At 60.3% G+C, this 25,386-nt stretch carries 16 protein-coding genes; 4 read left to right on the top strand and 12 right to left on the bottom strand.

Annotated features, from left to right (window positions below):
• Nucleotides 1-48 precede the first annotated feature (48 nt).
• The 3 genes from QF043_RS25755 to QF043_RS25745 all read left to right on the top strand — a co-directional run bounded on the left by QF043_RS25755 (nt 49) and on the right by QF043_RS25745 (nt 11,919).
• Nucleotides 49-4,848, top strand: coding sequence for a DUF4329 domain-containing protein (locus tag QF043_RS25755; protein ID WP_307420655.1), 4,800 nt, complete (start codon nt 49-51; stop codon nt 4,846-4,848).
• A gap of 399 nt (nt 4,849-5,247) precedes the next feature.
• Nucleotides 5,248-5,961: a hypothetical protein gene (locus tag QF043_RS25750; protein ID WP_307420654.1), complete on the top strand. Its 714-nt coding sequence runs from the start codon at nt 5,248-5,250 to the stop codon at nt 5,959-5,961.
• Between the two features lie 87 nt (nt 5,962-6,048).
• Nucleotides 6,049-11,919 (top strand): DUF4329 domain-containing protein, encoded by a 5,871-nt coding sequence (locus QF043_RS25745; protein WP_307420653.1) that lies wholly within the window; start codon nt 6,049-6,051, stop codon nt 11,917-11,919.
• A gap of 2 nt (nt 11,920-11,921) precedes the next feature.
• Here QF043_RS25745 and QF043_RS25740 read toward each other — a convergent pair whose 3' ends face one another.
• From QF043_RS25740 to QF043_RS25695, 10 genes are all read right to left on the bottom strand, one after another.
• Nucleotides 11,922-12,932: an iron ABC transporter permease gene (locus QF043_RS25740; RefSeq protein ID WP_305457394.1), complete on the bottom strand. Its 1,011-nt coding sequence runs from the start codon at nt 12,930-12,932 to the stop codon at nt 11,922-11,924.
• Nucleotides 12,929-13,876: an ABC transporter substrate-binding protein gene (locus QF043_RS25735; protein ID WP_307420652.1), complete on the bottom strand. Its 948-nt coding sequence runs from the start codon at nt 13,874-13,876 to the stop codon at nt 12,929-12,931. Before QF043_RS25735 ends, QF043_RS25740 begins: the two co-directional genes overlap by 4 nt.
• Nucleotides 13,873-14,661: an ABC transporter ATP-binding protein gene (locus QF043_RS25730; protein WP_307420651.1), complete on the bottom strand. Its 789-nt coding sequence runs from the start codon at nt 14,659-14,661 to the stop codon at nt 13,873-13,875. The genes QF043_RS25735 and QF043_RS25730 overlap by 4 nt, the downstream gene beginning before the upstream one ends.
• Nucleotides 14,662-14,708: 47 nt before the next feature.
• The gene (locus tag QF043_RS25725; RefSeq protein ID WP_307420650.1) at nt 14,709-16,817 is read right to left on the bottom strand and encodes a TonB-dependent siderophore receptor; all 2,109 of its coding nucleotides are present in this window, start codon (nt 16,815-16,817) and stop codon (nt 14,709-14,711) included.
• A 153-nt stretch (nt 16,818-16,970) separates the two neighbouring features.
• A complete protein-coding gene (locus QF043_RS25720) occupies nt 16,971-18,353 on the bottom strand; it encodes a PepSY domain-containing protein (RefSeq protein WP_307420649.1) in 1,383 nt (460 codons plus the stop codon).
• Between the two features lie 119 nt (nt 18,354-18,472).
• Entirely contained in the window at nt 18,473-20,533 is a 2,061-nt protein-coding gene (locus QF043_RS25715; protein ID WP_307420648.1) for a TonB-dependent copper receptor, read from the bottom strand.
• Between the two features lie 93 nt (nt 20,534-20,626).
• The gene (locus QF043_RS25710) at nt 20,627-21,037 is read right to left on the bottom strand and encodes a DUF2946 domain-containing protein (protein WP_307420647.1); all 411 of its coding nucleotides are present in this window, start codon (nt 21,035-21,037) and stop codon (nt 20,627-20,629) included.
• Nucleotides 21,038-21,047: 10 nt separating this feature from the next.
• Complete coding sequence (locus QF043_RS25705; protein ID WP_307420646.1) at nt 21,048-21,530, bottom strand: copper chaperone PCu(A)C; 483 nt, start codon at nt 21,528-21,530, stop codon at nt 21,048-21,050.
• Between the two features lie 46 nt (nt 21,531-21,576).
• Nucleotides 21,577-21,972 carry a DUF2946 domain-containing protein gene (locus tag QF043_RS25700; RefSeq protein WP_307420645.1) on the bottom strand — a complete coding sequence of 132 codons (396 nt, stop codon included), beginning with the start codon at nt 21,970-21,972 and terminating at the stop codon, nt 21,577-21,579.
• 276 nt (nt 21,973-22,248) lie between these two features.
• Nucleotides 22,249-22,605: a DNA-binding protein gene (locus tag QF043_RS25695; RefSeq protein ID WP_307420644.1), complete on the bottom strand. Its 357-nt coding sequence runs from the start codon at nt 22,603-22,605 to the stop codon at nt 22,249-22,251.
• Between the two features lie 454 nt (nt 22,606-23,059).
• Between QF043_RS25695 and QF043_RS25690 the strand changes: the two genes are divergently transcribed.
• A complete protein-coding gene (locus tag QF043_RS25690; protein ID WP_307420643.1) occupies nt 23,060-23,308 on the top strand; it encodes a DUF6124 family protein in 249 nt (82 codons plus the stop codon).
• Between the two features lie 119 nt (nt 23,309-23,427).
• Here QF043_RS25690 and QF043_RS25685 read toward each other — a convergent pair whose 3' ends face one another.
• Entirely contained in the window at nt 23,428-24,147 is a 720-nt protein-coding gene (locus QF043_RS25685; protein WP_307420642.1) for a cobalt-precorrin-6A reductase, read from the bottom strand.
• Nucleotides 24,144-25,349, bottom strand: a complete 1,206-nt coding sequence (cbiE, locus tag QF043_RS25680) for a precorrin-6y C5,15-methyltransferase (decarboxylating) subunit CbiE (protein WP_307420641.1) — start codon at nt 25,347-25,349, stop codon at nt 24,144-24,146. Before cbiE ends, QF043_RS25685 begins: the two co-directional genes overlap by 4 nt.
• Nucleotides 25,350-25,386 lie beyond the last annotated feature (37 nt).

Raw genomic sequence — 25,386 nt, 5'->3', positions numbered from 1 at the left:
CGATAGTGTTGTGGGGCAGATACACAGGGCTTTGCAAAGGCTGTGCCTATGGCGTGCAGCGTCAATATCAACAAGGGCTGCCCGGCTAAGGTGGCTATGCAGCGCACCAACTTGGCGCTGCATAGCTCATCGAGTGCGCGCAGAGCCCTCAAAAAGGGCGCAGGCATAGATATGCAGCGCAAGCGTCACGCAGAAGCGTTCCAGGATGAGGCCAGCAGGCGCGCCTTTTGTGCCTTGAACTTTCTTGCCATCGAGAACCTTATGGACACGATCCCCGTCACCCCAAACCATTCTGTTGAGTTACCTCCCCTGAGCCCACCTTTTATCAGTGCCAACGACGCCGCTTATTGGGCGCACCGCCGTATTCGCCATACCGTGGAATGGGAGTACGGCGGGGTGATACTGCAGGACAAAGAAGGGCTTTTTTACGCGACCGAACCTCGCCACGGTGAGACGCCTCGGTTCTATTTTGAAACGGTGTTATCAGCAGATAAGTTTGGGCATCCGGTTGCACCCAAGGGGTTCAAGGTGGTTGCGATTTACCACTCACATCAGTCCATACATGAGCAGATGCGCAACACAGGCTTGTCGGAATCGCAGGTGCGATTACTCCTCGGTTCGTTCTCCTCTTCGGAAATGCTGTTTAACATCGCCATGGGGGAGTCGGTGCCGGTCCATTATCTGTCGGGGCCTGATAGGTCCTTGATCAAGTATGTTGCCAGCGGCAATGCCGTCGAACAGATCTTGCACGACCAGTTGGTACAAGAATGGAACGGTCAGGCGCCTCGGGACTACAAGTTTGTGCATTCGTTTATCCTTGAATGCGCCGCCACAGGTGGGCTGTGGGTGGTGGTGGCCAATGATGAGTGGGGCGGCGTACGGGGTAGGGTTCCCTCGACCTGGGAGCCTGGCACTGGCGTGACGTCAAAAGTTGAAGCATTACCTTTGTGTACTCGGGTGTATGCACAAGCCGAAAAGGCGGCCACGGTGGCCTTGGACGATAAGGCTTCAGCCGGGCCTGGGGTCAGTGGCTTTATTCTCAAGTGTACTCAAGGTTATGTCGCTACCTGGCCGGTACAGGCAGCGCAACCGTGGTTTCTTCTGAAGGCGTTGTTTCCAGCCCAGGCCAGTGGCGGGGTCAGCTTGCCTGAGCATTGCTCTGTGCAGGGTGCTTACGCCACTGTGCCGGCCGTTCAGGAGGTTGCGCCCGCCGTGCCGCAACCGTGGCTGTACAAAGTAATGTTTTCGGCGTCGCAGTTGGCGGCGGGGATTGGACAGCTTCGAGCCAATACCGGTGTGCGTAACGACGCTTACCCGACGAGCCTGTATTTTCAAACCAGTGACCATGCTTTGTTGCGGTACACCCTTGGCGGTTCGCAGCAGGAGACGACGTTGTTTGTTGAGGATCCTCAGGGCGTATTTAAAGACGATGGCAGCGAAGAACACATGCGTACCGGCGTATTGTCGGCGCACGACTATGTGTTGCGGGTTGCCGGGATTGGAGTGCTTGAGGTCCTGCGTACCAGTGAGGTCTGGAGTGAAAAGGTGATCTTGACGTCTGGCTGGAAGCCTTACTCCAACAGGCAGCCGCCGCTGAGCCCCGCCTTTGTGACGGCTGACGATGCGGCCAGGTATGCCCATGGGCAACTGGACTACCGTCGTCTGTTCAACTGCGCTGCGCTGATTCTCCAGCGCGATGATCAACGTTTTGTCGTCACTGAACCTGTCAGCACAAACCAGCCGCGTTTTGCACTGGATGCGGTCTACCCGTTGGACGCCCAGGGCGAGCCGATCATGTTGACGGCAGGCTGCCGACTGCACGCCTTGTTCTGCGCCAGAATACAGCCTGATTCTGCTCAGAGCCTGCGTGACAACGAGGCTCGGGTTGCAGCGCAAATGTTCATGGACACTGATATTTATACGCTGCTCTCAAATCACAAGGTGGTTGCGCGCGCCTACCTTTCAGGTTCGGTAAACAGTTTGCTGGCCTATACATCGCAAGCGCTTGAGTCGTATACCGAGCGCGAGTTGCTGGAGCGGGTAACGCCTTCGGCCGGTAGCAGCACCGTGGCGCGAGAGCTATCGCAAGGCACGCTTGTGCCCAGTGCCTTTGTGCGTGAGCAGGCTTACCCGGGACGGTTGCGCGTGGTACTTGCCAACCCACTCTGGGGCCCGGTAGGCGATTTGCCCGAAGACTGGGAGCCGGCGCTGGGCACTGACGCGTCGCACCTCCCTGAAACACCCCTGTTGGGCCCGGTGTTTGCTTCGGCAACGGAGGCGGTGCGGGACGCTCATGAACGCACCCTGGATCGCTATGGGCGCGGCCCTGTTGGCCTGGGTGTGGTGCTGCGGCATCGAACCCTGGCGCAGTACGCGGTAACGCAGAATGTGTCGGTCGAGTTACTTGACCAGTTGCTGCGTACCTGCCGTTTTGCCGAGCCGCTGCAGCAGGCGGGGTTTGAAGTCGACAGCTTTTACGCATCCACCGTGCGTTTACCGGAGGATGTGTCGGCCTCCGGGCGTTGGTTGGCCCGCCATTTCATCGCGCCTGACGATCTGCATGCAGCCCTTTACGATAACGTCGGTGTCCGACGGTTACCGCTGTCGCAGCGGCTGGTGGTGCATATCGCAACGCTGGAAGGGGCTATGCTGGCGTATGAAGCCGGTACCCGTGATGGGGTGTTTGGCACTGATACGAAGCAAGGCTTGTCGACTCTCAAGCGCGGGCTCGACAGCGCTGAGATATCCACCACCGATTTTGTCTCGCGCGTGGCCGGCAGCGGGCAGCTACACGTGATCCTGGGGAGTGAGTGCTGGAGCACACCAGGCAAGGTGGATACGCACTGGGTGCCGTTTTTGCGGGTGTTGCGTCGCCGTCTGAGCCCGGCCTTTTCCTGCGCCGACGATGCGGCACGTTATGCCTCGATGCGCCTGGGCGCGAGACGTGACAAGGTCTATGGCGGCTTGATCCTTAGATCAAGCGCAGGCCTGTTCGTCGCCACCGAGCCCTTGGTGGTACACGTCGAAAACTTCGATGTGCAGTGGGTTCGCTCAAACGAATTGGTGGCTAAGGGGTTGTTCCTGGGAGGCAGTACGGTGGTGGCTTTTTATCATAGCTGCAGTGCATACGAGCCGCAGTTTCCGACCACCGATACGCAATGGAACGTATACCGCAACATGTTCTCCACTGCGTTTGTGACGCAGGTGCTCAGGGAGCGGGCCCGGGATGCAACATCCAGCCCCCGTATCGACTACTTGCTGTGTAACGACGGTGCGCTGCTGCGTTACCGTTTCGATGGTGGAGCGAGGCAACTGGCATTGGCGGCCGAACTCAACCTGGCCTCTGCTCAAGCCCAATGGCATCGGTACAACCCGATTGAGGAACAGATTCGGGACTGCACCCTGCAACCCGAAGAGTGGGTCAATCGGTTGGCTTATGCGGGGGAACTGGCTGTACTGCAAGGCAGTGAACTATGGGGGCCGTCGCGCACCGTTACTGCCTTCAGGGCATACTCCCAGGCGCTGGATATAATCGCTGGTGTGCACGCGCAAGCGGATGCAGGGTTGAGCCCGCTGTTCACCCAGCCATTGGATGTCGCACGCTATCTGCATCGCCTTAGTCCAAAACGCGATCACTTGGCGTTCGGTTTTATTCTCAAGTCTTCGAATCAGGCGCATTTTGCCGGGACGCTGCCGTTGCCCCTGCGCGATGCCGAAGGCTTTAAGCTCAACCATGTATTTGTTGAGGGGAAGTTGCCTCAAGGGTTCACCGTCTATGGTGTCTACCTGCATGCCCGCGTGCTGCCACAGGCCGGAGATTCAAGCCCGGCCGCTCATTTTTTCTGGCCTCTGGACTTGTTACAAGGGTTGGCGGCGGCTGAGTACGGCCGTGTGCCTCTTTATCTTTCATGTGCCGATGGCGCGCTGCTGATGCTTGACACCACCCGGCCGGCTGCCGAGCTGGCCACCGTGGAGGCAGCATCCCGGTACGGCGGTGAACTGCACAGCGGAGCCGTGCCGCTGCTGCACTACATTCGCAAGGTCGCCGCAGGCAACAAGCTACGGGTGTTGCTGGGCAGCCCATTCTGGTTCGAAACCACCTGGGTCACCGCGCAATGGGTGCCGTACAAGGCAATGCCTGTGTCTCCCTACCATGACTATCGTTTAGCCTTGAGCCCGGTTTTCCTGCATTCGGACGATGCCGCGCGTTATACGCAACATCTGGTCGGACCCTACAAAGGGGACGAGTACCTGGGGGCGATTCTTGAAGATGTGCTAAGGCGTGCCTATGTCGCCGTCGAGCCTTTGGTAGACAACGACGCCAACGCCGTTCCCAGTGCCGAGGAGCGCCTTTTCTGGAAGCCCAGCAGAATCTCGACCAGCGACCACAATGTGCCGCTTCCCGAGTACCCGGACGGGCACCGTATTGCCATGACCCATCAGTTTTACAAATCCGACTTTGCCCAGAGCAAGAACGACCCTGCCACGTCACTGGGGGTCAACTTCATTTCCTGGAGTTATATCTGGCGATACAGCCGCGGCCTGAGAGGGTATTTCGACGTTCAGAATTACTACCTGTCGACACGCGACGGCGCATTGCTACGGTACACCCCGGATTTCAGCGTCGACTCGCGGGAGGAGACGATGGTCCATCAGTTCAAACACCTAGGCGCGTATGAGGCCCGCGAGATGCTGGAACTGATGACGCCTTACAGAACGTTGAACGTGGTACGTGCTGGCAGTTTCTGGACACAAAAAGGTTTGATTGAGGGGGCTCCCAGTGCCACGACTCTCCCGGAGCAGGCGACGCAAGACGATGGTTTTCATCGAGAGAAGGATGAGTTTTAACCTCGCGGTTCGGGGCTCGTGTCGGGCTGCCTCCGGCTGAGCCGCGAGGCTAAGGCTGTTTGTCGGCGGTGCTGGCTTCTGTCAATGCGATAACTATGTTGTGCCTACTGGGCCTTGCGAGGGTTGAAGATTTCCGGCTTCTTTCAATCGTTTCAGGGAGTTTCACAATGATGGATGACGCACACCCCTTGGGTCGCCTGCACCGCCGCTTCCACCCCTCAGCCCCGCATTTGTCAGTGCCGATGATGCCGCGTATTGGGCGCATGAGCGAATTGGCGACCGACGTGACAGAGAATATGGAGGGGCGATTCTCAAGCGTGGCAACCGTTACTTCGCGACCACCCCGATACCGCCGCGTTGGTGGCACAACAGCATTGGACCGCAACCTAGAATTTATTCTTGCCGCTTTACCTGTCGTGTGCCGACGGTGCCTTGCTCAAGTACCAGGCGTCGAGGTTGGACAGTGATTGGGGCGGCAGTCAGACCCAACGCAACGCTGCGGCCAACACGTTTCTGGTCACTGAACCGGTGGACGATAGCGGTCCGAGTGTGGCGGTGGGGCTACGTGCGGACACTGCGGCCTATAGCCGTCTGTTCGGCGGGGTCATGAACCAGGCGTCGACGCCAACCTCTCTCAAATACCCAGTGGGTTATCAGGTGATGGGGGTGCAACTGCTATACAAAGTGGATACCACCCGCACGCCACTGGCAAATCGTTATCAGGGGGCGCTGGACAGCAATTTTATTGCGCAGCCGGAGTTCAGGGCCGCGATCAGCATGTTGCATGGCGACAAGGTCACCAGCTCGCGCTACTACTTCACGCCGCGCAATGGTGCGCTGTTGGTCTACCGGCCCGGTTATAACCAAAGCAAACAGCAGATGCTGATCGCCCGCTGGATAGACCCGGACACCGGTGAAAGGGGGGCCACGCCGTCTGAAGTGATTACGACTTTGAGTCAATCCGGCAGGTTGTACATTTTGGAACCCGATACGCTCTGGCAGCCCGCAGTCAAGTTGCCTCGCGGTTGTTACTTGAGTTGCGCAAAACCAATCAGCCCTGAGGCAAGGCTTTTTCCTGTCAAGTCCATGGCTAACTATTCACCACTTGGGTAGTGGGTGACCTGTTGAGAATGACCTCAGAACCCTGTGCCCAAGAGTCCTTGGGCACTGAGGCGGTTCTCACTATTCAGGGACGTTGCCATGACCATCAATTTGTCGCGCGAGGAGCGCGCAGCCAGTTCAAACCGAGGGACTACCCGTTTACCCGCCGTCAGCCCAGGATTCATTAACGAAGCCGATGCCGCTTATTGGGCGCACAAAAAAATAGGTGCGCGCAGAGACAAGGAGTACGGCGGGGTTATTTTGAGGAAATATACGGGCAGGTATCATGCTACCGAGCCTGTGCCCGGCAAGGGGATGCAGTTTGATCTGCGCGAGGTACTGACGGTCAGCGCCGATGGCCAATTTGAGCAACCCAAGGGTTACACCTGTGTGGCCTCCTACCATTCGCATCCTGCGGACCATGCGCTGACTCAGAAGGCCAATCCGAACTTTGACAGTAAGACGGTCAAAGCTTTTTTGAGTTTTTTTTCCGATGGCGACTTTTGGCATGGGGTTAATAACCGCGATTTCTTCCCGGCCGCGTATTTGTCCGGCCCCGACGGCTCGCTGATCCGATACGCTTCGAGTGGCTCCGTTGAAGAGCGCAGCTTTGCGCTCTGGATAAAAGCAGGAAGGCCCCGCAATAACAAAGTTGCCCTGTTTGGTCCGTTCAGCACATTCGTCAAAAAACTCTCGACGCTGGGTACCTTGAGCTTGATTGTGCCCACGGCACTGTGGGGCGGATCGGCAGGCGACGTGCCGGCAGATTGGGTGGTGTTCCAACCCTTCAGCAGCGGTGCGCCAACCCCTCAGCCTTTGTTTACCGGGGTATTCACCGAAGTTCAGGCTGCGATTAACGTTTGTGAACCCGTTGCCGCGCCCGCACGCCAAATCGGCATCGTGATCAAGGCGCAAGGCGAAGGCCGGGCTGAGTATGCGGTGTCCCAGCCGGAGCCTGCGCAGATGCTGGGGTGGCTGGCCGCAGATACGTTGCCGCCACTGCCGCCCGGATGGGCGCTGCACGGCATGTACGTTGATTCAAGTCCTGTACCCGAGCCTTACCCGCTGATACAAGCCTGGCTGTACCAGCGTTTTATTAGCCCGCTGGATTTGGCAACGCACATTGTCGCCTACCGCAGGTTTGCCAAGGCGCTACCTGTTGCCTCTGCCGGCTCGCTGTACATCCGCACAAGTGACGCAGCCGTTTTACGCTATGGCTTTTCTGGCTCCGACGCCGAGTCTCGACTTTTCGCTCAGGCGGCGGACGGTAGCGTGACGGATAACGGCATACAGGCGCTGCTGCAGGCGGGAACACTGCTGCCACAGGCGTTCGTAAAACAGGTGGCCGAGGCGGGCCCATTGAGTGTGGAGCGCACCAGCGATATTTGGGACAAGAAAGGTGCAGTGGACAAAGTCTGGCGGCCTTTTTCCAAGATTCCCGAGCCGCAATTGAGCCCGGCCTTCATCACTGCCGATGACGCTGCCTGTTGGGCACATGAGGTGATCGGTGAACGACGCGACGTCGAATATGGAGGTGTGATTCTCAAGCGGGGTCATCGCTACTATGCCACTCATCCCATACCGGACCGCCGAGCGGTGTTCGAACATGGTCTCCTCTTGGCCAGGGACAGTGATGGCAACTTCATCGCCCCTGATGATTACAGCGCCGAGGCGTTTTATCACTCCCACCCCACGACTAATATCGCGCAAGCCAAAATCAACTACCCCGATAACAGCGATGATCAGTTGCTGCTACGTGCCAACTTCTATTCAAGGCCGGACCTGCGCTTCAGCTTCCGTAACCGAGCTTTCGCCAAGGTTCACTATCTTTCAGGGCCGGATGATGTGCTGCTCAAATATGTCAGCAATGGCTCGGCGCTTGAAAGAGCGTATGACCAAGAGCTGCGGGGCGTGGAGGACAAGACCGCCAGTGGTTTTGAGTCCAAGGTCATCTGGAAACTGGCCGAGGCCGGCGAGCTTTGGGTCGTGATGCCACACCCGGTTTGGGGCGGTGTTCGCGGACGTATCTCTAAAGGCTGGCGCATCAGGACCCCCGCGACGGCGCAGGCGCAGCTACCCTTTTTCACCGGGGCCTACTCAAAACCCGAGCATGCCGTGATGCGTGCGCTTTCACTCGCTGGCCCCGGCGATACTGGCGCAAAATTTGGATTTGTACTCAAGCATACGCGTGAAAATATCTACGCAGCGACGCTGGCGGTACCCAAGAGTGAACCGCTGTTTTCGCCTATTGATCTATTCCCCAAACGCCGTGATGGCGGGTTGCGACTGCCTTCCCAATACCGGTTGGAGGCTATCTACTTCAGCAGTTGGTACGAGACCCACGAAATTGCGGCCCGGGAAACCTGGTTGGCCAGCGCCTTCTTTACTCCATCGCAGGTGGTGGCCGCTGCCCGCCAGGCCCGGGCGACCCTGGCGATCCAGAACCCGGCCCGTGGCTTGACCCTGTACATGCAGGCCTCGGATTCAGCGTTGCTGGCATTAAAAGTGCCAGAGGCCACGGCCACCTCCGAGCTGGTGCAGGAATCCAGTGCCGGAGAGCTGCACGATAACGGTGCGCAAGCCGGCCTGCTCGATGGCACGTTAAGCCCACGCGCTTATGTACGTCGGGTCGTTAGCGCGACCGATCTGTCGGTGGTTCAGGCGGGCGGCTTGTGGCGGCAGGTGGGCCCAGTGGATAATCGCCTGTTGGTGTCGTACTACAAGGCAACGTTGAGCCGTTCGTTTCTCTCGGCGCGCGATGCCGCGGTGTATGCCCATGAGCAAATCGGCAACTGGCGTAGCGGCCATTACGGCGGTTATATACTCAAGGGCGAAGACGGCCGTTTTGTTATCACTGAGCCCGTGTCAAGTGCGGCCAACCCCTTTGCCTTCACGCTGTTTTTTCCACGCGACGGTAAAGGGCCGTTAATCCCGCCGGAACCCTATGTGTTGCATGCGCGCTATGGTTCCCACACGGCTCTGTCGATGGTGAGCCCGGCCTGGGTGGCGCAGCGTGGCTGGACGCATGACGAGGCGCAGATCAACCTGCAAGTGTTCTCCGATGATGAAATGTACTCGATCATTCCGGCCGGTCGCGTGGCGTACCTGTCGGGAGCCAGTGATTGCCTGTTGGAGTACACCCCCAATCATTCGCCGCAGGAACAGGTGTTGCTGGCCAATATCGGCCCGCAGGCTGGCGACAACAGCCTCGGCAAGCGCCTCGACAGCGGGCAGATCCGGCCTGCCGATTGGGTCCGGCGGCTGGCCGAGGCAGGGGACCTCAAGATCATTCAGGGCAACCCGTTATGGGGCCAGCGTTCGGTGGTCTACAACGACTGGACGCCTAACTATTCCTACGCGCCAAGATCGGGCCCACCCGACTACACCACCTACGGTGCCGTATTTGCCAGTGCCGATGAGGCGGCCGGTAACCTGCACGGACGTGTGCATGCGCGTAACTTCGCGCAGGCGGCCTGTTTTGCTTTCATCCTCAAACACAAGGACAAGGAGCAATACATTGCCAGCGAGGTAGTGGGCGTTGTCAGTGAGAACAAACTGTTCAATCTCAACAGCCTGTTTGAGCTCAAGCCCGAGGGAGGTTACCAGCTGCCCGATGGGTTCATATTGCATGGGCTGTTTCGCTCGCAGCAATGGTCACGTACCGGGCAAAATACGTCGAACGCCTGGTTGACGCTGTTTTTTGTCACGCCAACAGTATTGTTCTCTGCCCTGTATGCCGCTACTCGGCGTGGCCAGAGCAACCTGTCGGTTTACTTTTCAACCCTCGATGGCGCGCTGTTGCGGTATGAGCCGCCGCTCCTCGATGTCAAAAGTGGCGGCCCGGCGGATACATTGTTGACGCAGGCGCAGCAGGCATTGGACTCCGGCGAGCAGACACCCCAGAGCTTCCTGGGTGCGTGGGCGTTGAAGGGAATGCTTCATGTGGTACGTACCAGCCAGTTCTGGGACAAAAAAGGCCCGGTCACCCCTGCCTGGACCAGTTACGCAACCCTGATGCCGCGGCGTTTGAGCCCCAACTTCGCGAGTGCCGACGATGCCGCCCGCTACGCAGCCTCCAGGGTGAACAACGGATACCATCGGCGTTTTGCCGGGGTGGTGCTCAGGCTGGGAAATGGTCTGTTTGTCTCGACGGAACCACTGCCGCTACCACCCCAGGGGTTGGCACTACACTGGATATACCCGGATCGGGCTGCTGATTTAGCGCTTTACCCTGCGAACAGTACGATTGTTGCGCGCTATCGGTCTTTGATGGATCAAGAGGCGCCGTTGTTGCTGTCCGTCACTCAAAAAGCGATCTACCAAACCATGATACCGACGGCGGTATTGTCAAACCTGTTGCATCGTGAGGCCCACCTTAACCGTGAGTATGTGTTTGGCCCCAATGGCTCGATCCTCAGTTACCACTTGTCGGGCTCTGTCGAGGAGGAGCGGCTCAAGACGCGTCTGGCGCCACTGAACAAGGTCAAGGGTGATTACGCTGAAAACAGTATTGAACAGCAACTGCGCAGTGGCACGCTCTCGCCGCAGGACTTCATCACCGAGGTGGTGAACGCCGGCCACCTGAGTGTGATAAAAGGCGATCGGGTATGGGGCCCGCCCAGAAAGTTGGCCGGGGATTTTGTGGCGAATATACCGCCAACCCATCCTGGGGATATTCGCGCAGTGTTCATGGACGCGCCCTGCAGCCCGATTTTCACCCGGGCGGCCGATGCCGTTCGTTACGTTCAACGCCTATGGACGCCTCAAACCGAGGTGGCCTTCGGTTACGTACTCAAGTCGACTAACAAACCGTTCTATAAGGCAACCCTGGCGCTAGTCAGAGACGATTTTGCTGATTTCAAACAGGTCTTTATCGACGGCCAATTGCCGCAGGGCTATGTGTTTGATGGTTTGTATCTCTGTGCTTCGACCGAGGCCATCGCCGGTAGCAATGATGAAATGGCGCGCAGTTTTTTCCCGCCCCAATACATCGCCAAGGCACTCAACGTTGTCACCTATGCCCGTAACGGCAGTGTTCCGACGTTGTATCTGTTGTGCAGCGACGGTGCGATGCTCACGTATGCGTTTCCCAAAGCGGCGCCGTTGTACCCATGGACGAGCAAGGCACATATCGAACGCACACAATTGCTCGATGGCTCCCTTACGGTACGTGATTATGTGCGCCGCCTTGCGGGCGCGGGGACGTTGTACATCCGGGTGACCAGTGAGGTCTGGGGTAAGAAAGAGAGGGTCACTGAGCATTGGGTGCCGAATAAAGCACCGTTTGCTTTTGCCGACGATCCGCATTTTCATTCGTTCTGTGGCCCGCTGTTTACTTACTCCGATGATGCGGCCCGCTATGCCCAAGGCCTGGTTGCGCCGTTCAAGGGCAAGCAGTACCTGGGCGCTGTGCTGGTGCCGGGGCAAACGCCGGGGTACGTCGCGCTCGACCCGGTGGAAGATCAGAGTACGGGAAGTACCAGTACCCTGGAATTGTTGTTCTGGGCTGATCATGCCGGGTTTGATGTACCGCCTGAAAATATACTGAGCACCTACAAAATCGCCGCTGTGCAGGCGTTCTATAAAGCCATTGCATCGACATCCAGCTTTGAAACGATAGATAAAGAACTGTTGGGTAACTTCGTTTCCAAGGAAGATCTTTACGGCTACGTGTCGGTCGCCAGGGCGAATGCCCCTGACGCCAAGAGTTGTTATCTGTCCTGCCGCGGTGGTGCGCTGCTCAAGTATGTGCCGGCATTTACGGCATCTGAAGACCGGTTGCTTGCTCCGGGTATGGCACCGGTGCCCCGTGTGTTCGTCGCGCGATTGCGAACCTTGGGCAAATTGTCAGTGCTGGTCACCGATGCCTTCTGGAGAGTGGCTGGGCCATTGGGTGAGGAGTGGAGCGAGGCGGAACCGGAACCGGAACCGGAACCGTTCTGGTATGAACGGCAACGGGACGAACTCTGAGTTCAGCGCTTGCGCATCAACCCGATAAAAAACAGCCCGCCAATCGCCGCCGTGGCCACGCCAATGGGCAAGTCTTCGGGGGCGATCAGGGTGCGCGCCGCGACGTCCACCCACACCAGGAACAGGCTGCCCAGCAGCGCGCACACCGGCAATAAACGCCGGTGTTCGGCGCCCACAAGGCGCCGCGCAATATGCGGCACCATCAGCCCGACAAAGCCGATGGAGCCGCTGATGGACACCAGCACACCGGTCATCAACGACGCCACCAGAAACACCTTCAAGCGCACAGAACGTGCGTTCATGCCCAGGGTCACGGCGGTCTGTTCGCCAGCCATCAATGCGTTCAGCGGCCGCGCCATGCCCACCAGTATCAACAGCCCCAGCAGCACGGTCGCAGTCGGAATCGCCAGCAGTTCCCAGCGCGCCAGGCCCAGGCCGCCGAGCATCCAGAACATCACCGCCGAGGCGGCGCGATGGTCGCCCATGAACAGCAGCAGGTTGGCCACCGCCATCATCACGAATGACACGGCCACGCCGCACAGCAGCAGGCGATCACTCTCTAGGCGACCGTTACGGCTGGCCACGGCCAGCACCACCAGCATGCTCAGCAGCGCACCAATAAAGGCAGCGATCGGCAGGGTCAGCAAGCCGACGACTTCCCCCACGTGCAGCACCACGATCACCGCGCCCAGGGTGGCGCCGGAGGTCACGCCGAGCAGGTGCGGGTCGGCCAGCGGGTTGCGCGTCACCGCCTGCAACACGGCGCCGATCAATGCCAACCCGGCGCCGACCAGCGCACCGAGCAACATGCGCGGTACGCGAATCAGCCACACGATATGTTCATGGCCAGTGCTCCAGTTGACCTCGCCGAGGCCGAAGGCCTTGTTGAGCAAAATCCGCCATACCACGTCTACCGGCACCCGCGCCGAGCCAAACCCCAGCGAGATCACGCAAGAAACCAGCAGTAACGCGCCAAGCGCACTCAACAGCAGGGCATAGCGGCGGCTGATCATTCGCCGTGGAACCCTTTGGCCAGGGTTTCCACCGCCAGCACGTTGTCGATGCCCGGCGTGGCCTGCACATACGGGATCACGATAAAGCGCTGATTCCTGATGGCGTCCACCGACTGCAACGCCGGGTTATCCAACAGGAATTGTTCTTTCTGCGCGGCGGTGATTTCGCTGTAATCGACGATCACGATCACCTGCGGGTTGCGCTCCACCACGGTCTCCCAATTGACGCGGGTCCAGCTGGCGTCGATATCATCGAGGATATTGCGCCCGCCGGCAGCGGTGATCAGTGCTTGCGGCATGCCCAGGCGGCCGGAGGTCATGGCGCGGTCTTCACCGCTGTCATAGAGGAACACCCGAGGCTTGTCGGCGGGCAGGTGCTGTTGCACCTCGGCCACTTGCGCCTGCATCTGCGCGATCAAGGCCGTGGCACGGTCCTGAACGTTGAAGATCTTGCCCAGGTTGCGCAGGTCGTTATAGGTGTCGTCCAGGGTCGCCGCCGGGCGCTTCATTACGAAGGCGCAGGACTCGGTCAACTCGTAGACGTTGATGCCCAGTGGCTGCAAGGTTTGCGGCGTGAGATCACCACCCACGCGCATGCCGTAATCCCAACCGGCGAAGAAAAAATCCACATTGGCGTTGAGCAGGGTTTCCACCGACGGGTACTTGCTCGCCAGTTCCGGCAGGCCGTCGAGCATCCCCGCCATTTGCGGCGTCACCGACTTCCAGCCGGTGACGCCGCTGTAGCCGGCCATGTGATCCTTGAGGCCCAGGGCGAGCATCATCTGGGTCATGTTGATGTCGTGGCTGACTGCGTGTTTCGGCGCTTCCTGGAAGGTCACGTCGCGGTTGCAGCTTTTGACGGTCACCGGGTAATGGGTGGCTTCGGCAAACGCTTGGGCCGTGCCGAACAACAACGCGAGAGACAACAGGGAGCGCAGGATCATGGTTGGGTTATCCAGGTGACTCGGGGGTAGCCGGCCAAAGGGTGAGTGTCGATCAAGGCTTCGACGCCGAAGACATCACGCAACAACTCGGCGGTCAGCACTTCATGGGGCGTGCCGCTGGCGACAATGCGCCCGTGGTTGATCACGTACAAACGATCACAGTAAGCCGCGGCCAGGTTCAGGTCATGAATGCTGGCCAGGGTGCCGATGTTCAAGCGTTTGACCAGCCTGAGTAACTCAAGCTGATAGCGCGGGTCGAGGTGGTTGGTCGGCTCATCGAGGATCAACAATTGCGGCTGCTGCGCCAGGGCGCGGGCGAGGATCACGCGCTGTTTTTCGCCGCCCGAGAGCGTGGCGAACGCGTGGTCTTCAAAGCCGTGCATGCCGACCGATTCCAGCGCCTGCCGGATGAGATGCTGGTCGTGCAGTGTGTCGCCGTCGAACAAACCTTTGTGGGGCGTGCGGCCCATGGCGACCACTTCGTCCACGCGCAGGCCGAAGGTGTCGGGGAACTCCTGCAACACCACGGCGATGCGTTGTGCGCACCATTTGGCACTTTGCTTCCACACGTTCTGGTGTTCGAGCAGCACGTCACCGCGTTCGGGTTTGCTGAAGCGATAAGCGCAGCGCAACAGGCTGGTCTTGCCGCTGCCGTTGGGGCCGATCAGCCCGACAAACTCGCCCGCGCCAACCTGCAGGCCGGCATCCCGCAGCTGGAAGCGGTGGTTGCAGTGGTCGTGACCCGGTGGGGTCCAGCCAAGGTCGGTGAGGGTGAGTGAGGCCATCAATATTCTCAAATTCAACACAGTTAATGGTGGGAGCTGTGTATCGGTTAGAAGGTGTAGTCCGCCGTGACGAAGAACGAACGCGGCTCACCCAGTATCCACTGTTGGCCATTGTTGTACTGGCTGACGGCGTAGGTGCGGTTGAACAGGTTGTTCAGCTCAAGGCCCAGGGTGGTATTGCGCATCGCCTTCCACGATACGGTGGCGTCGGCCACGGTGTAGCTCGGCACTTCGCTGCTGTTGGCGGTGTCGGCATAACGGGCGCTGACGTAACGCACACCGGCACCGGCGCGAATATCATCGGTCACCGCCTTGCTCAACCACAGGTTGGCGGTGCGGTTGGGCACGTCAACCGGGCGATTGCCGTCACGGGAAATCGCCTGGCCGTTGACCACTTCGGAAAAGTCGTCGTACTGCGCCCGCACAATGGCCGCGTTGGCTTGCAACTGCCAGGCGTTGGGCAGTTGCAGGTCGAGGCTGGCTTCCAGGCCGTTGGAGGATTGCTGGCCGACTTGCTCCTTGAGCGTGGTACCGGGAATGCTCACCAACAGTTTCTTTTTGACGATGTGATAAGCCGCCAGGGTCCATTCGCCACGCGCGTCCCAGAACGCCTGCTTGAAGCCGATTTCGGCCTGTTTGGCGGTGGACAAACCAAACTGCTGCTGGCTCGGGCTCAGGCTGATCAGGCTGCCGACACCGTCGGTGCTGGTGGCGTACTGGCCGTAAACCGAGGTGTTCGGGGTGATTGCGTAGACCAGGCCGGCTTTCCAGTTGTTGCCGGTCAGGGTCTTGTCGGAGTCTTGGTTCGCGGCCGTCAGGTCATGGCTATCGATATGCAGGTAGTCGCGGCGCGCGCCAGTGATCAGCGAGAGTTTGTCGGTCAATTGCAGGCGGTTTTCGGCGAAGGCCGCGAGTTGCTTGGTGGTGGTGACCGCTTGGGGGATGAATGGGCTGCTGCTTTCAAACGGCTGCGGCACCGGGTGCTGAATGTCCACGGGTTGGCCGCCGCCCGGCACGTCATCGAACGGCGCGTTACTGGCCAGGCGAAAGCGAATACGGTTGTACTCGACGCCCGTCACCGTCTGGCTGTCGAGGCCCAACAGCGTGTGTTTGAAGGTGAACGTCTGGCGGTCACCGACCTGTTCCTGGTCGTGCTTGATGCCCAGGTAGTCCTGGCGCACCAGGCCGCCATTCACGTAGTTGTAGCTCTCGGCGTTCTGCCAGCGGCGCTGGTTTTTCAGGTACGACAGCTCGTTGGTGGCGCTGACGTTATCGTTGATCTGCCACTCGCTGGTCAGGCGCGTCCACTGGTCGTTGTAGTGCTGTTTGTCGTTGCTGACGTTGTAATTTTTGTCGCGCAGGCCTTTGTGCAGCTGGCCGTTGATCAGCGGCGTGCCGTAATAGTTCTGCGGGCTCTGGTCGCCGTAGTCGTGGGCCAGGGTAAAACTCAGGTTGTCGGCCGGCTGCCAGCGTAGCGCGCCGCTGACGAAATCGCTGGCGGAGTCGCCGCGTGCGATGAAGCCGTTGCTGCGCAGGCGGTTGACGTTCAGGCGGTAGCTCAGGGTGTCAGTCAGCGAGCCGCCGCTGTCCAGGGCTTGCTGCTGGCGGTCATCGGAGCCGTAGCCCAGGCGCACATGGTTTTCGATCTCGCCGCTGAACGGCTTCTTCGCAATGGTATTGATCACCGCACCGGTCGCGCCCTGGCCGTACATCACCGAGGCCGGACCGCGTAGCACATCCACGCGCTCAACCGACCAGGTGTCCACCGGGAAGGTGGACGTGCCTGCGCCATCGAACATGCGCTGCCCGTCGTACAGCTGCAATACCGAACTCTGCCCGGTAAAACCACGGGCCTGCAATGACGTGCCGCCGTCGCCCGGCGAGCCGGTGCGGCTGATGCCGGTGGCGCGGGAGATGGCGTCCTGCACACTGGCGTCGCCGCGTTCGCGGATCTTCTCGCCGGTCTGGCTCTCGACGCTGCCCGGGGTTTGCAAGGCGGTGAGGTTCAGGCGCGAACCGGCAGTGGTCGGCGTGTTCAGGTCGACACGTTCTTCATCCACGGCGGGCGCGGTCACGGGGCTGGCGGGCAGGGTCAACGCCTGGGCATTGTTGTGCAGGGCGAGCAGGCATACGCCGCACGCAAGGTACTTGTTCATCGGTCGATCAATCGCTTCTTGAAAGGGTGTGCTCGCCGCAGGGCGCGGCGAGCAACGATAACGCAGAAAGTGTTATAAGTTAACACTTATTGGCTGCGCGACAAAAGTCGCGCAAGCCTACAGAAAGCCTCTGGCGTGGGCATCTCGCCTGCCTCATGCAGAACCTGAGGCAGATTCACGTTGGTTGAAAAGGCGCGCCAGCACCAGGCGATCCAATGCCCACACCACGATCAACGAAGCGCCCACCAGCGGAAAAATAATCGCCAGTGCGAGCATGATTACCATCGCGGTTTTCCACTTGGGCAGGTCATGGCGCAAGGGCGGAACGCCCAGCCCACCGTGTGGCCGACGTTTCCACCAAATCACCACGCCACTCACCGCACTGAGCAGAATCATCAGGCAGATCACCAGCACGATCAGCTGATTGACCCAGCCGAACATCTTGCCTTCATGCAGCATCACGCCGGTTTCGGTGGCGCGTGCGACGAGGTTGTAGTGTTCCCAACGTACATCGGCCAGCACTTTGCCGGTGTATTGGTCCACATGCAGGGTCGCGTCATTGCGTGGGTCGTTGGCGAACACCGCGACGGTGAACACGCCTTCGGCGGTGGTGGGGAACGTGATGCTGTAGCCGGGTTCGACCTTGCGTGCGTTGGCCAGGTCGACCACTTGTTGCAGGCGCACAGTCGGCGCGGCAGGGCCTGAATGCATGGCGCCATGGTTCATATGTTCGGCATGCCCGCCGGACATCGGCATTGGCGTGTTCTCCATGGCCCACGGCACGGTCTGCTGGCTCGCCGTATTGAGGCTGCGCGCTTGCTGGTCGGACTGCGGCACGTTGTTCCACATTGCCGCCGGAAACTTATTCCACAGCTCGGCATATTGTTTGCCCCAGAAACCGGTCCAGGTCATGCCGCTGAGCAGCATCACCAGCAAAAATGCCGCGCCCCAGAAACCGGCGACCGCGTGCATATCGCGCCAGAACACTCGGCCACGGCTGTTGAGCCGTGGCCACAACACGCCCGCCGAAGACTTGCCGCGTGGCCACCACAGGTACACGCCGGACACCACCAGCATCACGCCCCAACCGGCGGCGAGTTCCACCAGGCGATCACCCACGGTGCCGATCATCAGTTCGCCATGCAGCGCGCGGGCGATGGCTTGCAGGTTGTATTTGGCATCCTGTTCACCAAGGACGGTGCCGCGATACGGGTCCACGAATACCGTCACTTCGCGGCCATCGTTGTGCATCACCAATTGCGCGCTGCTGGTGGCGTCTGCGGGTGGCAGGTATTTGCTGATTTTGCCTTGGGGAAAGGCTGCCTGGGCGCGTTGCAGTTGTTCGTCGGCGCTCAGGGCGTGCTCGGCGCTTTGCACGTTGAGCAGGTGGCCGTACATCAGCGGGTCGAGCTGGGGTTTGAACAGGTAGATGATGCCGGTGAGGGCCAGCAGTACCATGAAAGGGGCGACGAAGAGGCCGGCGTAGAAGTGCCAGCGCCAGGCCAGGTTGTAGAAGGAAATTTTTGGGGTGGTCATCAGGGGCTCCGCAAAGGCTTTAGATATTTTTTGTCTGTCAGGCCGCTATCGCAGGCAAGCCAGCTCCCACAGGGGAATGAATGCAATCCAAGTGTGGGAGGGGCTTGCCCGCGATGCTCTTAGAAGCTCATGTCCACCTTGGTCCAAAGCGTACGCCCTGGCTCCTTGATGGCTTGCGGGTCGTTGGCCGGGTAGCCGAAACCTGCGTTACCGGCCAGGTTCAAATGCTCGGCATAGGCTTTGCCGAACAGGTTGTCGACGCCGGTGCTGACCTTGAAGTTTTTATTGATGCGGTACGCCGCGTTCAGCGAGAACACGCCAAAACCGCTGCTTTTGTCGAAGTCCTTGCCGACCACGTTGCCCTTGTTCTGGTCGATGCGGTTTTGCGCTGCGACCACACGCCACAAGGCGCCGGCGCTCCAGTCGTCCTGGCTGTAGGTGAGGCCCAAACGTGCGTCCAGTGGCGGCATTTGCGGCAGCGCCTTGCCGTCGCTGGTGTTCTTGCCCCAGGCATAGGCGAGGCTGGCATCGGCCTTCCAGTGCTGGGTCAGCTTGTACGCCGCGCCCAATTCACCGCCCATGATGCGCGCGTCGACGTTGCGGGCCTGGGACGTGGTGCCCATCATGCCGGGCTTGTAGTCGAACAGGATAAAGTCCTGCACCCGGCCGATATAACCCGAGGCCCAGGCTTCCAGGTCGGCGGTTTTGTACTGCGCGCCGAAGTCGAGTTGGGTGGTTTTCTCCGGCTTCACGCCGTCAAAGGCATTCACCGAACCGACCGCGCCGGTGTTGGGCGAAAACAGCTCCCAGTAATCCGGGAAACGCTCCGAATGGCCGAGCCCTGCGTAGACAGTGGTGGGCGTGTCGGCCAGGTCATGCTCATAACGTACAAAGCCCGAGGGCAACGTGTCGACGCGGGTGTCGTTGGCGGTGGGGTTGGGGCGCGACATCATTCCTGAGCCCGTGCGCTGGCGCAAATCCTTGGCCGAGGCGCGGTCCAGGCGCGCGCCGGTGATCAACCGATCACGCTCGGCGGCGTACCAGGTCAGTTCGCTGAACACCCCGTAGTTGTGGAAGTTGGCGTCCTTGACCCGTGGCAGATCCTTGTAGGTGTCGATGCCCATGCTGCTGCGCTGGCGATGTTCATTGGTCTGCGCATCCAGGCCGCTGATCAGTTGCACATCGGCCCAGCGCCAGGTCGCCTTGATGCGTGCGCCGAGGGTGCGGCGGTCGACGTTGGAAGCCATCGGCCCGGCCATCATGCCGGTGCCCGACGGCGTACGCAGGCTGTAGTTGTCCATCACATGGTCGGCGTAGTTGTAGTAGACCTGCGCTTCGACCTTATCCAGTACCTCACCGATATTGGATTTTTCAAAGCGCAGCCCCAGGCTTTCGCGCAGAAACTGCGAACCATCCATGCCGCGCCCGGCGTAGCGCGCTTCGCCATCGCCACGGCCGGCGGTGAGCTCAAGCAGGGTGTCGGCGTCGGGCGTAAAACCGACGGCGACATCGCCATTCCACTTGTCGTAGCGCGAAGCGACGGTGTGGTTGTTGCCGTCCTTGTAGTCATCGGCGTGAGCCTGATTGCCGATCACCCGCACATAGCCCAACGGCCCACCGGCGGCGGCATCGATCACCTTGTCGAAGCGCCCGTTGGAGCCGGCCAGCACACTGGCATTGACCCGCGTACCCAGCTCGCCGAATTGCTCGGGCTCACGCTCGAACAGGATGGTGCCGGCGGACGCGCCAGGCCCCCAGAGCACGGTTTGCGGGCCTTTGATCACGGTGAGCTTGTCGTAGGTTTCCGGTGAGATATACGAGGTGGGCGCATCCATCCGCCCCGGGCAGGCGCCGAGCATCATGCCGCCATTGGTGAGGATATTCAGGCGCGAACCGAACATGCCGCGCAGCACTGGGTCGCCATTGGTGCCGCCGTTGCGCACCAGCGCGAAACCGGGGATGGTCTTGAGGTAGTCGCCGCCGTCGCTGGCGGGCACCGGTTGGCGTGGGTCTTTGGGGTTGGTGACAACGGTGAGCGGCGAGCTGGGGGCGATCGCGGTGATTACCGTGGGGCTCAGTTCGTGATCCTCAGCCTGCGCGTGTGATGCCAACAACGCGCCACACAGAACGGCGAGAACGGGGGTACATCCCAAACGGGAGTCAGCAGAAAACCTGGACATGACAAATTCCATCAATCAATCGTAAACAACACGGCCAGCAGCCTGCGGCTGTCTGTCTGAAGTCGGCCGGTGTGAAGTGATGCTGTGAAGTGCTTACGAATCGATGGGCGGGGCGCGGCTGCGGGCGCCGGGGAAGATGCTTTGCCGGGCGTGGCCCAGGCGGGTGGCGGGCGTCAGGGCATTCGCCGGTGGCGGGGTGCCGAGGCTGACATAGGAGACGCTGCCGGGCAGGGCCGGGCAACTGAACAGCAGGTCGCAATACCCGCACTTTGCCCAGAGGGCGTGGTGTTCGCTGGGGGCTTGCTGGTGTTCGCCATGGCTGCTCGACGGCATGTCCATGGACATTTCCATCGACATACCGGCGTGATGATCCATCGGCATCGCTTGGGAAATCAGCGGACCGATAAAGATCATCAGCATGGCGAACAGGCTGATCCAACTGCCGCGCGCCAGGCTCATGGGCCTGCGGCGGTGTGGCGACAACCTGGCGCGAGGGGCGCCCATTTACGTTGGCCTATTGGGCGTGCATGTGCTCGTGTGTCGCCATGGGCGGTGCTTTTTGTACCGAGACTTCGACTTGCACCGGGCCGGCTTTTTCGAAGTTCAGGGTCAGTGGGAAGTGTTGGCCGTCGCGCAATTTGCTGCGGTCTTTGAGGTCCAGCAGCATCACGTGGTACGCCATTGGTGCGAAGGTCAGGTCGCCCTTGGCCGGTATGGCAACGGTGTCCACCTTTTGCATCTTCATCAAGTCACCCTGCATCACATGCTCATGCAGCTGGGCTTCGGCAGCTACGGGCGTATCGACGCTAACCAGGCGATCCGCGCTGTCACCTTGGTTATGAATCACAAAATAGGCAGCGACAGTCGGCGCATTCGGCGGCAATTCCTGGGACCAGGGATCGCTGACCAGCAGGTCGCCGGCCTTGTAGTCATCGGCATTGGCAGCACTGAACACCGGCAGCAACAAGGCGGCCAGCAGCAGGGAAGATTTAAGCATGGCAGTTCTCCAGAACGGTTCTAAACGCAGTTCACTTGCGAAGAAATCAGGCCGTTGGAGAGGCGCGGGGGTTAAGGCTCGGCCATTGCTGGCGCGGCGTCGGGGCTTGCAGTGCCGGCGGCGGCAGGCCCGGCACCGCATCAAAACGCGTGACATACAGCTGCGGCACATGCCCCGGCAACGCCACTAACGGCGGTGAGCCCGAGCAGCACCAGCAATGCTGCATGGCGGAATGATCTTCCTGGGGCGGCGTTGGAATGTCCAACGTGCCCAAGGCAATGGTCTTGAGACTGGCGCCATTGGACGAACAGAAACTGCCCCACAGCAATTGCTGTGCGGGGTCCTGGGACTGTCGCATCGCGCTGGCCATCGGCATGGCAAAGGCGTTGAACAGCACTGCAAAGCAGGCGATCCACACAATTGCAAAGCGTTGACGGGCCATGGCGGACAATCCGTAGGGTTAAGCGATCAGGTGGGTATTTAGCCTGATCGGGGGGCATAAGTAAAAAGCGGTGGTGTGGTTTGGTGTCGCAGTGGTTGCCTTCATGATAGCCGGGAACCGCAGATTGCCAATTTTACCGACGGGGCGCGATCTCCAGCGTGACGCTGAACCCTGTGGGAGCTGGCTTGCCTGCGATGCGGGCAACTCGGTTTTCCAGCAGTACCGAAGTGATGCTATCGCAGGCAAGCCAGCTCCCACCGTTTGGTGTGTGTTTGGCTATGGTTTGGTGTTGAACTTGCGGGTTGCACGAGCAATGTCCTGCTGCGCGCTGCGTATCAAAGAGCCATCGCCAGGGTCCTCTTCAATACAGGCTTGCAGATAAACCTCCATATCCTCTTGTGTATGAAGATGGTCGACGATGTTGAAAGGGCTGAGCGTTGCCGTACGGTCGCAGGGGGGCTGGGTTTTTTTCAGCCTTTGGTTGAGGCGGTCAGCCACTTCAGGCGCGACTGAATCCATGGCGTTGGCTTCCAGGCCTAGTGCGTGCGCCAACTCGGGGTTGGTGCTGATGTGCTCGATAATCGTGAGTTCAACAGGTCGAGTCGAGCGTCGGGCGCGGGGGTTTTTAGCCATGTGATCAGCCTCATGCTTAACGTCGTTGGACGAAATGTTGAGGATCATCGCCAGGGGAGTACGTTTCCCGGTAGTCAGCTGCTTCCGGTGCTTATGTAGGCCGCTTCTTGTTGAGCCTCTGCACAACCTGAATGTGGAGGCCGTTCACGGAAACGTCCGACAGGGATTTAAGGTTGTCCCTAGGAAGGTCGATCTCTAGTCTGCGTACACCGCTGCAAACTCAGCGGTCGGGCGTCGCGGCCCGGATTTCTCCAGACGCAAAAGCGTCATCGTCTCCTTTCAGTTGGCGCTTTTTTATCGTCTACTGTGCGGCGCTATGGTGGCTGTGCGCGGGATGCCTTCGGGTATGCCGGTTGTTCTGGAGAATCGGTCCGCGAACCTGCGTACAGCTGCCACCCCCCATCGCGTCGCGGCGATCAGTGGCAGCTCCTTTTTACTTCTCCGGAGCTTCACAATGATTAAACCCACCCCCAATCCCCCCATTTGCCTATTCACCGTAACCGACGGAATCAGCACCGAAGATCTATTGGTCAACCTCAGCGAAACACTCGCCTCGGCCAATGCGCTGAGTTGCGACCTTGCGTTTGGCCTGGATGGCCCAAAGCCAGAGGAATTGCTGGGCGTTGCGCAGTTGATTGAGCTGGCGCAATTGCTGGCTGATCGCGTGCATAAGGGCATCGGGCAGTCGACTGCAGCAGCCTGATAGTGCATTCCAAATGTGGGAGCGGGCTTGCTCGCGAAAGCGCAGTGTCAGTCAATTCATATGGCGACTGACGCACCGCCTTCGCGAGCAAGCCCGCTCCCACATTGGATAGGTGATGTTTAGAGGGTGCCGACTGCCTGTAGCACCGCTGCCACGTCGGTGAACTCTCTATCCACCTGCGCCAACACCGGCCGCTTCAACACCAACACCGGCACGCCGCGCTCGCGTGCCACTTCCAGCTTCGGCTCGGTCGCCGCACTGCCGCTGTTCTTGCTGATCAACACATCAATCCCACGCCGCTCAAACAACGCGCGCTCGTCCTCAATCAGAAACGGCCCACGCGCGCCGATGACTTCACAGCGCTCATTGCCCGGATACACATCCAGCGCGCGCAGCGTCCAGAACTGGTCGGCGGGGATTTCGTCGAGGTGCTGCAAGGGCTCGCGCCCCAAGGTGAACAACGGACGTTTGAAGGGCTTCAAGGCTTCGATCAGTTCAGCCCAATCCCCCACCTCGCGCCAGTCATCACCCGCCTGCGGCTGCCACGCCGGACGTCGCAACGCCCAGCAGGGAATACCGCACACTGTTGCCGCCGTGGCAGCGTTTTGGCTGATCTGCGCCGCGTACGGGTGGGTGGCATCGAGGATCAGGCTGATCTGCTCATCGCGAACAAATTGCGCCAAGCCTGCATGCCCGCCGTAGCCGCCTACGCGCACTTGGCAGGTGAGGTCGGTCGGCACGCGCCCAACTCCAGCCAGGCTATAGATATGCTCCGGCCCCAGCGTGCGGGCGATGGCCAGCGCTTCGGTGACGCCGCCCAACAACAGGATGCGTTTCATAGCGGCTTGACCACGTCCAGCAAGGTGATCGGCAGCGCCTGGCGCCAGGTGTCGAACCCACCCAACGGCTGGGCCTGGGCCACATGGATGCGCGTCAGCTCGCCGCCGTGTTGAGCGCGCCACGCCATCAAGGTCATTTCGCTTTGCAGGGTCACCGCATTGGCGACCAAACGCCCACCGGGACGCAGGTGTTGCCAGCAAGTGTCGAGTACGCCGTCGCGGGTGACGCCGCCGCCGATAAAGATCGCGTGCGGTGCTTCCAGGCCGAGTAACGCGGCCGGCGCCTTGCCCCGAACCAGTTGCAGGCCGGGCACGCCAAGGGCATCGCGGTTATGTTCGATCAGCCCTTGGCGGCCTGCGTCGGCTTCAATCGCCAGTGCGCGACAACTCGGGTGCGCGCGCATCCACTCGATGCCGATGGAGCCGCTGCCCGCGCCCACGTCCCAGAGCAATTCGCCGGGCATCGGCGCGAGGCGGGCGAGGGTCATGGCGCGCACGTCGCGCTTGGTCAGTTGGCCGTCGTGTTTGAAGGCCGAGTCCGGCAGCCCGGCAAGGCGTGACAGGCGCGGGGTGTTGTCGTCGGCCAGGCAGTCGATGGCGACCAGATTCAAATCCGCAACCGAGGCGTGTGGCCAATCAGCAGCCCGCCCGTCGATGCGCTGTTCGGTTGCGCCGCCCAAGTGTTCAAACACGCTCATCCGGCTGTGCCCGAATCCGGACTCGGCTAACAGCGCGGCAATCGCCGCAGGGCTGCGCCCATCATTGCTCAGCACCAGCAATCGCACGCCACTGGCCAGGTGCGCATTAATCGCCGCCAATGGCCGCGCCACCACGGATAACGTCACCACTTCCTGCAGTGGCCAGCCCAAGCGCGCCGCCGCCAATGACACGGAGGACGGCGCCGGTAAAATCAGCAGTTCTTCCGCCGCCACCTGGCGCGCCAGACTGGCACCTACGCCATAGAACATCGGGTCGCCGCTGGCCAGCACGCACACCGGCTCGCCGCGACTGGCCAGCACCGGCTCCAGGGAAAACGGGCTTGGCCAGAGCTGGCGCTCGCCACCAATACACACAGGCAGCAGGTCCAACTGGCGCTGGCCGCCTATAATCCGGGTGGCGCGCAACAGGGCGTGCCGGGCGTTTCTGCCCAGGCCTTTGAAGCCGTCTTCACCGATGCCTACAACCGTCAGCCAGGGCGACATAAGAATTCCTTGAACGACATCCGACGGGCAGGCTTTT

The organism is Pseudomonas sp. W3I7 (assembly GCF_030816095.1).
In the GTDB taxonomy this organism is placed as follows: Bacteria; Pseudomonadota; Gammaproteobacteria; order Pseudomonadales; family Pseudomonadaceae; genus Aquipseudomonas; species Aquipseudomonas salomonii.
The sequence above is the reverse complement of the archived record's forward strand: the minus strand, read 5'-3'. Positions and strand labels throughout refer to the sequence as shown.

Excerpts from the sequence above, each read along its gene's own strand:
- QF043_RS25755 (WP_307420655.1), top strand. The coding sequence starts at position 49 with ATGGCGTGCAGCGTCAATATCAACAAGGGCTGCCCGGCTAAGGTGGCT.
- QF043_RS25745 (WP_307420653.1), top strand. The coding sequence starts at position 6,049 with ATGACCATCAATTTGTCGCGCGAGGAGCGCGCAGCCAGTTCAAACCGA.
- QF043_RS25740 (WP_305457394.1), bottom strand. The coding sequence starts at position 12,932 with ATGATCAGCCGCCGCTATGCCCTGCTGTTGAGTGCGCTTGGCGCGTTA.
- QF043_RS25735 (WP_307420652.1), bottom strand. The coding sequence starts at position 13,876 with ATGATCCTGCGCTCCCTGTTGTCTCTCGCGTTGTTGTTCGGCACGGCC.
- QF043_RS25730 (WP_307420651.1), bottom strand. The coding sequence starts at position 14,661 with ATGGCCTCACTCACCCTCACCGACCTTGGCTGGACCCCACCGGGTCAC.
- QF043_RS25725 (WP_307420650.1), bottom strand. The coding sequence starts at position 16,817 with ATGAACAAGTACCTTGCGTGCGGCGTATGCCTGCTCGCCCTGCACAAC.
- QF043_RS25720 (WP_307420649.1), bottom strand. The coding sequence starts at position 18,353 with ATGACCACCCCAAAAATTTCCTTCTACAACCTGGCCTGGCGCTGGCAC.
- QF043_RS25715 (WP_307420648.1), bottom strand. The coding sequence starts at position 20,533 with ATGTCCAGGTTTTCTGCTGACTCCCGTTTGGGATGTACCCCCGTTCTC.
- QF043_RS25710 (WP_307420647.1), bottom strand. The coding sequence starts at position 21,037 with ATGGGCGCCCCTCGCGCCAGGTTGTCGCCACACCGCCGCAGGCCCATG.
- QF043_RS25705 (WP_307420646.1), bottom strand. The coding sequence starts at position 21,530 with ATGCTTAAATCTTCCCTGCTGCTGGCCGCCTTGTTGCTGCCGGTGTTC.
- QF043_RS25700 (WP_307420645.1), bottom strand. The coding sequence starts at position 21,972 with ATGGCCCGTCAACGCTTTGCAATTGTGTGGATCGCCTGCTTTGCAGTG.
- QF043_RS25695 (WP_307420644.1), bottom strand. The coding sequence starts at position 22,605 with ATGGCTAAAAACCCCCGCGCCCGACGCTCGACTCGACCTGTTGAACTC.
- QF043_RS25690 (WP_307420643.1), top strand. The coding sequence starts at position 23,060 with ATGATTAAACCCACCCCCAATCCCCCCATTTGCCTATTCACCGTAACC.
- QF043_RS25685 (WP_307420642.1), bottom strand. The coding sequence starts at position 24,147 with ATGAAACGCATCCTGTTGTTGGGCGGCGTCACCGAAGCGCTGGCCATC.
- cbiE (WP_307420641.1), bottom strand. The coding sequence starts at position 25,349 with ATGTCGCCCTGGCTGACGGTTGTAGGCATCGGTGAAGACGGCTTCAAA.